This is a genomic window from Rhodococcus sp. NPDC057135, assembly GCF_042670865.1.
GTDB lineage: Bacteria > Actinomycetota > Actinomycetes > Mycobacteriales > Mycobacteriaceae > Rhodococcus_F.
Map to the genome: position 1 here is coordinate 224,938 of NZ_JBHUUU010000011.1, position 11,299 is coordinate 236,236.

At 62.1% G+C, this 11,299-nt stretch carries 10 protein-coding genes and 1 pseudogene; 4 read left to right on the forward strand and 7 right to left on the reverse strand.

Going from position 1 to position 11,299, the window contains the following annotated elements; all coding sequences use genetic code 11:
- Positions 1–22 precede the first annotated feature (22 nt).
- The 6 genes from ACFT1A_RS21680 to ACFT1A_RS21705 all read right to left on the reverse strand — a co-directional run bounded on the left by ACFT1A_RS21680 (position 23) and on the right by ACFT1A_RS21705 (position 7,992).
- A complete protein-coding gene (locus ACFT1A_RS21680; protein ID WP_317556520.1) occupies positions 23–898 on the reverse strand; it encodes a MurR/RpiR family transcriptional regulator in 876 nt (291 codons plus the stop codon).
- Positions 895–2,091 (reverse strand): anhydro-N-acetylmuramic acid kinase, encoded by a 1,197-nt coding sequence (locus ACFT1A_RS21685; protein ID WP_003941439.1) that lies wholly within the window; start codon positions 2,089–2,091, stop codon positions 895–897. The genes ACFT1A_RS21680 and ACFT1A_RS21685 overlap by 4 nt, the downstream gene beginning before the upstream one ends.
- Positions 2,092–2,137: 46 nt before the next feature.
- The gene (locus ACFT1A_RS21690) at positions 2,138–3,469 is read right to left on the reverse strand and encodes an MFS transporter (protein WP_070160319.1); all 1,332 of its coding nucleotides are present in this window, start codon (positions 3,467–3,469) and stop codon (positions 2,138–2,140) included.
- A 104-nt stretch (positions 3,470–3,573) separates the two neighbouring features.
- On the reverse strand, positions 3,574–4,554 hold the full coding sequence (locus ACFT1A_RS21695; protein ID WP_378448704.1) for a linear amide C-N hydrolase: 981 nt from the start codon (positions 4,552–4,554) through the stop codon (positions 3,574–3,576).
- 17 nt (positions 4,555–4,571) lie between these two features.
- Positions 4,572–6,479, reverse strand: coding sequence for an alkyl/aryl-sulfatase (locus ACFT1A_RS21700; protein ID WP_378448705.1), 1,908 nt, complete (start codon positions 6,477–6,479; stop codon positions 4,572–4,574).
- 109 nt (positions 6,480–6,588) lie between these two features.
- Positions 6,589–7,992: an MFS transporter gene (locus ACFT1A_RS21705; RefSeq protein ID WP_378448706.1), complete on the reverse strand. Its 1,404-nt coding sequence runs from the start codon at positions 7,990–7,992 to the stop codon at positions 6,589–6,591.
- Between the two features lie 112 nt (positions 7,993–8,104).
- Between ACFT1A_RS21705 and ACFT1A_RS21710 the strand changes: the two genes are divergently transcribed.
- Positions 8,105–8,707 carry a helix-turn-helix domain-containing protein gene (locus ACFT1A_RS21710; RefSeq protein WP_378448707.1) on the forward strand — a complete coding sequence of 201 codons (603 nt, stop codon included), beginning with the start codon at positions 8,105–8,107 and terminating at the stop codon, positions 8,705–8,707.
- Here ACFT1A_RS21710 and ACFT1A_RS21715 read toward each other — a convergent pair.
- Positions 8,704–9,483, reverse strand: a complete 780-nt coding sequence (locus tag ACFT1A_RS21715; RefSeq protein ID WP_378448708.1) for an IclR family transcriptional regulator — start codon at positions 9,481–9,483, stop codon at positions 8,704–8,706. The two genes, ACFT1A_RS21710 and ACFT1A_RS21715, sit on opposite strands and share 4 nt — an antisense overlap.
- A 167-nt stretch (positions 9,484–9,650) precedes the next feature.
- Here ACFT1A_RS21715 and ACFT1A_RS21720 point away from each other — a divergent pair, with 167 nt between their 5' ends.
- The 3 genes and pseudogenes from ACFT1A_RS21720 to ACFT1A_RS21730 form a co-directional block, all read left to right on the forward strand.
- Positions 9,651–10,418 carry a CoA transferase subunit A gene (locus tag ACFT1A_RS21720; RefSeq protein ID WP_172436629.1) on the forward strand — a complete coding sequence of 256 codons (768 nt, stop codon included), beginning with the start codon at positions 9,651–9,653 and terminating at the stop codon, positions 10,416–10,418.
- Entirely contained in the window at positions 10,415–11,077 is a 663-nt protein-coding gene (locus ACFT1A_RS21725) for a 3-oxoacid CoA-transferase subunit B (protein ID WP_003941451.1), read from the forward strand. Before ACFT1A_RS21720 ends, ACFT1A_RS21725 begins: the two co-directional genes overlap by 4 nt.
- Positions 11,074–11,299, forward strand: a pseudogene (locus ACFT1A_RS21730) (acetyl-CoA C-acyltransferase); the annotation flags it as partial. The gene ACFT1A_RS21725 and the pseudogene ACFT1A_RS21730, both read left to right, overlap by 4 nt.

Below are 11,299 nucleotides of genomic sequence, written 5' to 3' on the forward strand. Positions count from 1 at the left end.
TATTCACAGCGACGACTCCTCGTCAGTGCCGCTTCGAAGCAATAGCGTCATGGCTTCGTTGCAGAGCAGAAAGTGCGCTGGGCAGCGAGTGCGCCACCATCGCAAAAATTGTGTCGACTACCAACAGTTGGCCGGTGCGGCTTGCCATCGCAGCCGACCGGAAACCGAATTCTCTACCGGCAGTGAGTAGAACGTGGTGTGACTGCACGGCGAGCGTCGATCGCGCCCCACCGGTGATCGCAGCCGTCGACGCCCCGGTACGACGGGCAAGGGCAAGTGGCTCGACGACATCGGAAGTCTCACCCGAATGTGAGATCCCCACTGCGATGTCGTCCGGCCCCAGCAGGCTGGCACTGACCATCGCCGCGTCGCGGTCGAGATGAACCCGGCAATTGACGTCGATACGCGAGAGCTTCAACGTGAGGTCTTGCGCGACGATGCCTGACGCGCCGATGCCGTACACCTCGACGCGGCGGGCGGATCGAATCCGGGACACAACTTCTTCGAGCGCAGCAGGATCTGTCAATTGCGCCGTGCCCTTGAGCTGTTCGGATTCGAACTCGGCGAGCTTGGCCATCACCTCGCCGGCCGAGTCGGCAGCAACGATGTCCACACCGAGAGGGATCGTGTCCCCGGCGCCGGACCCGCTGATGGCCGCCAGCGCGAGACGAAGCTGTGGATAGCCCTCGAAGCCGAGCCTTTTGGCTGTGCGGACCACTGTTGCCGTGCTTGTCGACGCTCGCTCGGCGAGGTCGTTGACCGTCAGGGTGGAGGCCAGACTGGGTTCGGCTTCGATGATTTCGGCGATCCGCAGCTCGGCAGGCGAGAGGCTGCTCAGTGATGCGCGAATACGAGCAAGCAGGTCGACGGACGCCGGAGCACTCCGGTCCAAAGTCATAACGCCTCGATTCGCATCGTTTTCGGAGCTGACGGCACCGATGTGATTCTAGGCAGCCCACGGCTTCCTGGCGTCAGAGATCCGAGCACACTGGCGTGACGTGCACCGGTGCACGAAGCAATGCTTCCAGGCAATCCGTGTGCGGTGAGAAAGCCGAGAACCGCGAAAGCCAATGCTTCCTTGATGTCGGAGGTGACGCCGAGTTCGTCCGAAGAGACAAGCGCGATGTCGCCCAGTTCGTCACGGAGCATCGCCATCAACGTCGGGTTCTTGGTGCCACCGCCTGACACCACCACTTCGGTAGCCGCGAGTGCTTTGACGGAATCGGCGACGGTCCGGGCGGTCAGTGCAGTCAGTGTCGCGACGATGTCGGCCAGAGACAAGGATTCGTAGCCCCGCAGTGCGGCGAGTAGGTAGTCCCGATGGAACAATTCCTTGCCTGTGCTCTTGGGAGCGGGCTGCGCGTAATACGGTTCGCTCAGTAGTTGTGCGAGCAGATCGACGTTCGGTGTGCCGGCTGCGCCCAGAGCACCTCCGAGATCGAACCACTGCTCCCCCGCGGTGAATTCGCTTACCGCAGCGTCGATCAACGCATTTGCGGGGCCGGTGTCGAAGGCAATCGGTACTGCGGCACCATCTGCCGTCGATGTCGGAGCGCCTCCCGGAGCTGTGACGTTGGCGATGCCACCGAGATTGAGCGCGACGGAACCCGAAGTTCTTCCGTTGAGCCACAATACGTCGAACGCACTGACCAGTGGTGCACCCTGACCACCCGTCGCCACGTCGCGAGAGCGCAGGTCCGACACGACCGTGCATCCGGTCTTCTCGGCTATCCAGGCCGGCTGCCCGAGCTGAAGAGTGCCCTTTACTTGCGCTCCTTCGACCCAGTGGAACATCGTCTGACCATGTGAGGAGATCAATTCCGCACTGCCACCGCACAGTTCCTCGTTCGCCCGCGCAGCGACGGCCGCAAATGCCTGTCCGATCTCGGTGTCGAGTTGGCAGATCTGACCGACAGTGGTGGACGCCGGCGGTACCGCAGCCGCCACCGCAGCCCGCAACTCACCGGAATACGGTTCGCTGACCATGCCCAGTGGGGTGAGCACAAGAGTGTCCCCGTCGATCCGGATGTCTGCTGCGGCAGCATCGATAGCGTCGTACGAAGTACCGGACATCAGGCCGATGACTCTCATGAAATATCCCTTACTCGGATCGTTTCGGCATTCGGAAAAGCTGCGGTCAGTCGACGAGTGCCCGCTTGTGGGCATTTCCTCGCAAGGTACTCAAGGCGATCGCACTGACGGCGCACGTTGCCATCACGAAGTAGGCCGGAATATCGAGATTGGAAGTTTCCTTGATCAGCCACGTGATGATCAAACCGGCGCAGCCCGAAAAGACCGCGTTGGACAGGGAGTATGCGAGTCCCAATCCGGTGTACCGAACCGAGGTGGGGAACATCTCGGAGAGCATGGCGGGTCCGGGTCCGGCAACAAGTCCCACTGCGGCGCCGGCGGCAAACACTGCAAATCCCTTGGCTGTCAGAGACGTCTGCTCGTTCTGCAGGACGTTGAGCAGCGGCAGAGCCAGGACCAGAATTATCACGGTGCCGGTGAGCATGACCGCGCGTCGTCCGATGCGATCGCTGAGTCCACCCGCGATCGGAATGGTCACCGCGAAGCCCGCATTGGCGAGCACAGAAGCAACAAGTGCCTGATGGAAAGTCGCGTTGAGCGAACTCTGAAGATAAGTCGGCATCACGACGAGGAAGGTGTAGCCGGCAGCAGACCAACCCATCAACCGCCCGATTCCGAGCAGAATCGCCCTGGCCGTCTCTCCGACAGTCGGCTGCACTACCGGCGCCGGCGCATCAGCTGTCGGTTCGGACTGGACTGATCGAGCACGCTCGAACGACGGCGTTTCTTCGAGCCGGAGCCTGAGCCACAGGGCAACCAGCCCCATCGGGAGTGCAAGGAGGAACGGGATGCGCCAGCCCCAGTCACTGAGCTGTGACGGGTCGAGGACAGTGGCGAGGAGTGCTGCGATACCCGCACCGGCGAGCAGTCCGAGTGCGACGGTGAACGACTGCCACGAGCCGTACAGCCCACGTCGTCCGGGCGGAGCGAACTCGGTCATCACCGACACTGCACCGCCGAACTCACCACCGGCCGACAATCCCTGCAGAATTCGAAGGACCGTCAAGAGCAGCGGTGCCAGAATTCCGACGCTCTCGTAGGTGGGGAGCACACCGATCAGGGTCGTCGCAGCCGACATCAGCAGAAGAACGATCACCAGGGTGGGACGTCGGCCGATGCGGTCACCGAGTCGACCGAACAGCGCGGCACCCACGGGGCGGAAGAAGAACGCCAACGCAAACGACGCATACGTCTTGATCAGGCTTTCGAGGTCGCCGGAACCGTCGGCGCTGAAGAAGTTCGACGCGATGATCGTCGCGAAGAACCCGTACACGCCGAACTCGTACCACTCGATGAAATTTCCGACGGAGCCGGCGACGAGCGCCCTGCGCCGTTTGAGCTGCGCACCATCGTTCCGTGTCTGCACTGTGATGCCCATGCCGTCCTCCGTTGACGAAACCCGAATATGCAACAAAGTTTCATCTGAACGGAGTAGAAATGTCAAGAAGTTTCACGATTGGATTTTTGCCGCGCCCAGAAGCCTTATGCTCCCGCGAACGTGAATGCCTCCGCCTGTTCGAACTGGCCAGTGGAATCACCGGAATAGACGGTGCTCTCGTTCGCGCCGAGCCCGAGCTTTCGGACAGGCGTCCCCTCCGCGAGATCCATCGACGCCACGTCCACCCAGAAAGTATTCGGTGTCATCGCCGACTCGAAGAAATAGAGCGTGCGTTTGTGATCGACGACCGTACGCCAACGGGTCGACGAGATGTTGGGCTCGTCGGGAGTCGAAATACCCAGGGGCACCGATACATTTCGAATAACACTGAAGGTGGATGCCAATGCCGACCGCGGATCGTCCGTCTGCGGTATCGCATCCACATAGAACGATGCCCGCGCGAATCTGTCAGCGGCACGGTTGGTTCCGGGCAGCATGACGGTTCCGTTGATCTGCTTCCAGTACTCGTTGACGGCGAGTTGCTGATCGAAGATCGGCGAATTGGTCATCACCTGGTACTCACGGCTGTGATGAATCGTCGGGCGTCCACCGACGTACTCGATGATCGCGCTGTCTCCCCCGGCGTCCGAGAGCGACATGTGCAGCGTTGCGAGGCGGTCTTCGCCGGGAACGGCAGCGGTCACTACCGTGAACGGTTCCGACGCGAGCACTTCGACCGCTTCCTGAACTGTCGCAAAGCGATCCAGGACGTATTGCGCCCATGCTGCGATCGACAATCCCGGGGTCGAACCGTCATAGGTCGGGTACTCGGACTCGACCAACCACAAGAGATTGGCAGACAGCCCAGCCTCGTTGACCCCGTCGGTCGTGCACATGTCGTAGGCCGTCGCGACAACGCTTCCGTATTTCGACGTCCACTGTATCGAGTTCGGACCTGCGCAGCCCCCTCTGGTCATGCCGCGCGGGAAAGCCCAGAGGTTTGTTCCGAGATCGACCTTCCAATCCATCGATCGAGCAGTGATCACAGTGTCGTTGGGCCCCAAGTAGACCAAGCGTGTACACATCGAAAACTATCCCTTCGTTACGGCGTGACGATATTGAAACTGGGATCGAAGGTATCGAGCAACCCTCCCAGCGTCTCGAGCGCTGATTCGTCTCCGTCGAGCGAAATCTTCCCGGCCTTGGCCAGTTCGGCGGCCGCGCCCGGTTGCAGAAGCGCTCCCACGAGTGCCGCTTTCGGGCCCGAGACCGTCAGTTGTGTGTTCGGTGACGCGCCCTTACGTGCATTGAGGACGCCGCGCTTGACCCACGTAGTCCATGCCTCGTCGCCGCGATCGGTGAACACGAAATCGATCCGCAGTTCCGCGTCGGTGGCCTTGTCGCCGATGAGATGTATTGCGACGAAGTCGAAGAGGATGTCGATGGGCATCGCGAGGACACTGTCCTGGCTCGCGGTGACATAGGGGGCGGGCTGGGCGCCTTCACGGAGCTCCAGGGCGGCCGAGAGATAGATCCCACGCCACTGTGGCCCCTCGGCTTGATAGCCCATCTGCTCGTAGACGTCGGCTTGCAGGTTCCTCGCTTCGGTGTTCTCCGGTTGCGCGAACACCAACTTGTGCAGGATCTCTGCCGCCCATCGGTAGTCCGCGGCGTCGAATGCCCGCTTGCCCTCGTCCAGGATCTTCTGCGCGCCAAGGAGATCGACAAACCTCTTCGCCGATTCGACCGGCGGATGTGGATGAAGCGACACCGGATCGCCGTCCCACATTCCCAGTTCCTTGGTGTACACGGCGCGAACGTCGTGGTGCAGAGTTCCGTGATATCCGCGGTTGTACCACTTGCGCCCGAGTTCGTCCGGCAGTTCGATCACCTCGGCAGCTTCGAGCGGTGTGTACCCCTTGTTCGCGAGACGGAGCGCCTGGTCGTGAATGTACTTGTAAGTGTCCCTTTGCGATTCGATGAACGGCACCAGGTTCTCGTTACCCCACACCGGCCACGTGTGCGGTCCGTAGTGAACAGCCGCTTCGTCTCCCCATCGCTCGAGAGTCTCGTCCAGATACCGAGCGAAGTTCCGAGCGTCGCGAGTGCGCGCGCCTCTGAGGGTCTGGATGTTGTGGAGCGAATGATTGGCGTTCTCCGCACAGGTCAGCGCGGCGAGTTCGGGGATCCAGATGTGCATTTCCTCCGGAGCCTCGGTATCCGGCGCATACAGGAACTCGAATTCCAGACCGGCGATCTCACGCTTCGTTCCGGTCTCCGTGATGCTGTCAGTCGGGGAAATATACGAGATCTGAGGGCCTTTGGTGCTGAGCACGCCGATTCCGCAAGAGACTGCCCCTTTCGGGCCGAGGTCGAGCAATCCACCGAAGGCATAGAAAGACCGCCGGGCCATGGCATTGCCGGCCACAACGTTCTCACCGATCGCGAACTTGTCGAACGATGCGATCGTGCCGGGCGCGATGATCGGCACCTTTCCCGACGCAACGTCCTCGACGTCGACGATTCCTTTGACTCCGCCGTAGTGGTCGATATGGGTGTGCGTGTAGATGATCGCCGCAACCGGCTTGTCGCTGACGTGCTCACGAATCATCTTCATTCCCTGCCGTGCCGATTCGACTCCGGCCATACAGTCGATGACGATCAGTCCCTCGTCACCTTCTACGACCGTCAAGTTCGCGATGTCGTTGTTCCGCACCTGGTAGAGGCGATCCGTCACCTGGTAAAGCCCACCTCGGCGTATGACCTGACTCTGGCGCCACAGGCTGGGGTTGACGGTGTCGGGTGCGGGAACGTCGTCACCGATGTACGCCAAAGCGTCCGGGTCGAAGACCACATGCCCGTCGTCGCCGAGAACGTTGCCCGGCAACGGAGCGATCAACCCTCGATCCGCGTCGGCAAAATCCTGCCGGTCATCCATGGCATACCGCGCGACTGCCTCGCGATTCGCCGTGACTGTGGCCGGTGTTGCGTCCTTAGGTGTCTGGCACATGGCACTCCCCGCTCGGATACGACGATCTGATACCCCATCATCTGTATCGGTTGGGCACGCGCTTGGAATCACCCGCGCAGGGTGAAGCTCGCACGAACACGCCAGGTGATCAACCGGGCAGTTCCTCGGAATTCCGAGATGCGAGTGCAATTAACAGGACTGCGATCCCACATCCGGCAACCAGGATCCATCCCAGCCTCGATGCCTGCGCGACGTCTACCGGTGCACTGCCGCCGATAATGCCACCGGCCAGCGCCACACCGAGAGCGGCACCGAATTGGCGTGCACTGGAAGTTATTCCACCGGCAAGCCCCGCCTGCGATCTCGGCAGCCCGTTGACGGCGGTGTTGGTGATGGGGGCATTCGAGAACCCGAATCCGATACCGAGAAACAGGTAAGCGGCCAACAGCATCGGAATCGCCGTGTTGTTGTCGAGCGAGACCAGGCACAGTCCACCGAGCGTCGTGAAACTACCGGCGATCAGCAGCGGCCGCCGCGGGCCGAAGCGTCCGACGAGTATTCCGGACAACGGCGCGCAGACCGTTGCCGCAACAGCCATCGGGAGGGTGATCGCGCCGGCCAGGGCCGGACTCATACCGCGGGAGTGCTGCAAGTAGAACGTGCCGAGCAGTAGCGTCGCGTTCAACGCCACGAACACCACGACAGCGCCGACCACAGCCGACGAGAACGGTCTGCGGCGGAAGAGTGCGAGATCCATCAGTGGCTCGCGCTTGCGTGATTCGACGCGGATGAATGCGGCCAACGCTGCAGCAACAAGGACATACCCTGCCGTCGCCGGGGCAGAGAACCATCCGATTCGCGGACCCTCGATCAGAAGGGCGACCGCCCCGCCGACAAGAATCACCAGTAGCAACTGACCGGGAAGGTCGAGACGTCGCGACTGCTGCGCTCGGGACTCCGGAACAAACACAGCAGTCAAGACGAGCACGGCCAAGATCACCGGCACGTTGATCCAGAAAACCGATCGCCAGCCGAAACTTTCGATGAGCACGCCGCCGACGATCGGCCCTGCCGCCATACTCAGGCCGAAGACCGCGGCCCACACCCCGATCGCCTTGGCCCGCTCCTTCGGGTCGGTCATCACGTTGACCACGATCGCCAAGGCAACCGGACTGAGCATCGACCCACCGACGCCTTGGACGATCCGCGCCGCGATCAGCACCTCCACGGACGGAGCGAGTGCGCAGGCAATCGACGCCACCCCGAAAACGACAAGCCCGATCTGAAAGACTCGTCTCCTGCCGAAACGATCGGCCACCGCTCCGGACGAGATCAGCAAGCTGGCCAGGACGAGTGTGTACGCGTTGACGACCCATTCCAGACCACGGGTTCCGACGCGAAATCCCTCACCGATCGTCGGCAGGGCTACGTTGACGATGGTCGTGTCCAACCCGACGACGAACAGGCTCGTGCAGCAGATCGCCAGGATGCCCCATCGCCGCCGTGCATCAAGTCCGATCACTTGCGGTTCGATCCCGCTCGAAGGTTTCATGGTCGGACTCCATCTCTCGAAGTGCTCTGCCGTACTCGACTGTCGAAAGGATCGTTGCTCTCCAGCGTCCGAAGTCGGTAAGAATTTTGCGGAAACTGCAAAGATGGGCGGCATGGATGCTGAATTCGAGCAGTTGATCACCGATATCGGACCGAGGCTGCGCACGCTTCGACGCGATCGCGGATTGACTCTCGAGGCGCTGTCCGAGGCCACCGGCATCTCCGTCAGCGCACTCTCACGCCTCGAATCGGGGAAGCGTCGTCCCACCCTCGATCTGCTGTTGCCGCTTGCCCGGGCGCACCGGGTCGCGCTGGACCAACTCGTCGGCGCTCCCGCTACGGGCGATCCCCGGGTTCACCTCACCCCGAGCCGACGCAAGAACGGCAGTGCCGTCGTTCCGTTGACGCGCTATCCCGGCCGCGTGCAGGTCTTCAAGCAGGTGATCGGTCCGCGTCCACCGAAGCTGGTCACCCACGCCGGCTACGAATGGCTCTACGTCCTCGCCGGGGATCTGCGTCTCATCCTGGGGGCGAACGAGGTTCTCCTACACCCCGGTGAAGTCGCGGAGTTCGACACTGCCGAGCCCCATTGGTTCGGGCCTGCCGATGAACAGGTGGTGGAAATCTTGCATCTTTTCGGCCCGCAAGGCGAGAAGGCACATGTGCGCACGAAGGCAAAAACTCCTACTGCACAAGACCTGGTTCCCGAAAGTTAGTTCACTGCATGCGTTTTCAATCGGTTCGACAGTGTGTGAGCGTGCTCGAGGAGCAGCGTTCCCAACTCGGCATGACGCGCGGGCCGGAAGCGAGTTTCCACTCCGGTCAGGCTCAACGCCCAGGCCGGGCGACCGTTGCGGTCGAACACCGCGGCACCCATCCCCCAGCTTCCCTCGACGATGAGGGCTGGATTGACGGCGTAGCCGGTGACCCGCGTCGACTCGATTCGCTCTCGAATCGATGTCTCACTGTGGATCTCACCCCATTCCGAATCCAGATTCACCCGGGCGAAATAGTCGTCGACGTCCCGCGCCGGTAGGTGGCTCAAGATGGCAAGGCCGGCCGACGCGACTCCCAACGGGAAACGCTTCCCCTCGTGCAGCACGTGAGATCGCAGCGGAAAACTGCCTTCCTGGCTCAGGATGCAGACAGTCTCGTCACCTCGACGTGCCGACAGGAATGCGCTCTCCCCCGTGACCCGGGCAAGTTCGTCGACGACGTCGCGAGCGCGGTCGGTGATGTCGTACCGATTTCCGGCCGCCGCCCCCAGGAGGTACAACTCCGGACCGAGCGACCACCGACCGGTTCGTGCGTCACGGTCGACCAGTCCTTCGGCAGCCAAGGACGTGAGCAGTCGGTGCGCGGTGGGCCGAGCGAGGCCGGTGAGCTTGCCCAACTCCGTGGTGGAAGCGCCCGTCGGTTCGGCCGCGCCGAGGGCTCGCAGAAGTGCCGCCACCCGCGCGACCATGGCCGGCGATTGCTCGTGAGTTGGCATGCCTTCATCCTAGCGTCCATTCAGTGAACGAAATTTCTTCAGATGATCAGTAGTCGATCAGTTCTCTGTCGATGTTCGAGATTGCTTGAACCTGTGAACTGGAGATAGTTCACTGGATACCGAAATGAGTGAGTGTCTACTCAATGAACGCTTGGCAGGGAGAGAACATGACAGCAAAGGTGTACGAGTCCGCAGCAGACGCGGTCGCCGACATCGTCGACGGCGCAACGCTGGCAGTCGGCGGATTCGGTTTGTGCGGCATCCCCGACGTGTTGATCGACGCGATCGCAGCTACGAGTGCAACCGACCTCGAGGTGTTCTCCAACAACTGCGGCGTCGACGATCACGGCCTCGGAATCTTGCTGAGCGCGGGACGTATCCGACGAGTGACCGCGTCGTACGTCGGTGAAAACAAGGAGTTCGCTCGGCAGTACCTGGCCGGCGAACTCGAAGTGGAACTGACGCCGCAGGGCACGCTCGCGGAGCGTCTGCGCGCCGGCGGCACCGGAATCCCGGCGTTCTTCACACCGGCCGGAGTGGGTAGCCCCATCTCCGACGGCGGAATGCCGTGGCGTTACGACGCCGACGGCTCGATCGCAATCGCCTCTCCCCCGAAGGAGACTCGCGTCTTCGGCACCAAGCGTTACGTGATGGAAGAGGCGATCAACGCCGACTACGCACTCGTGCACGCCGTTCTCGGAGACACCGACGGAAACCTCGTGTTCGACAAGACCGCGATGAACTTCAACCCCCTCGCCGCAATGGCCGGTCGCATCACGATCGCGCAGGTGGAACGCCTCGTCGAACCCGGTGAAATCGACCCGGCGTCAGTGCATCTGCCTGGGGTGTTCGTCCAGCGCGTTGTCCACACCGGACCTCAGAACAAGCGAATCGAAAAGCGAACCGTCAGCGCCTCGGAAGGAACCACACGATGACCGCACCAGTGACAGTGACGGGTTGGACGCGCCAGCAGATGGCAGCGCGGGCGGCCGCAGAGATGATCGACGGCGAGTACGTCAACCTCGGAATCGGTCTTCCCACACTGATTCCCGGATACCTGGGCTCGGACGTTCGTGTGGTCCTGCACTCGGAGAACGGAATTCTCGGCACGGGACCGTATCCCACCGAGGACAACGTCGATCCTGACCTCATCAACGCCGGCAAGGAGACGGTCACCGTCAATCCCGGTGCGGCATATTTTGATTCAGCCCTCTCGTTCGGGATGATCCGCGGCGGCCACATCGACACCGCAGTCCTCGGCGGTATGCAGGTGTCGAAGACGGGTGACCTCGCCAACTGGATGGTGCCAGGCAAGATGGTCAAGGGCATGGGCGGCGCAATGGACCTGGTCCACGGCGCTCGACGCGTCATCGTCGTCATGGAGCACAACGACCGCGACGGCAACCCCAAGATCGTCGACGCCTGCACCCTGCCGCTCACCGGCCAGGGAGTGGTGAATCGGATCATCACCAACCTCGCCGTCATCGACGTGAGCGAAGACGGTCCACTCGTCCTGCGTGAACTCGCCCCCGATGTCAGCGTCGAAGACGTTGTCGCCGCAACCGGCACCGAACTGAAAGTAGAACTGGCATGACCGACACGACAACTGTGATCGTTGCGGGAGCTCGTACCCCGATGGGTCGACTCCTCGGATCGTTGAAAGACCTCTCCGGGTCCGACCTCGGCGGCATCGCCATCAAGGGCGCCCTCGACAAGTCCGGAGTCGCACCCGAACAGGTCGAGTACGTCATCATGGGTCAGGTCCTCACCGCCGGCGCCGGCCAGATGCCCGCCCGCCAAGCCGCCGTCGCCGCCG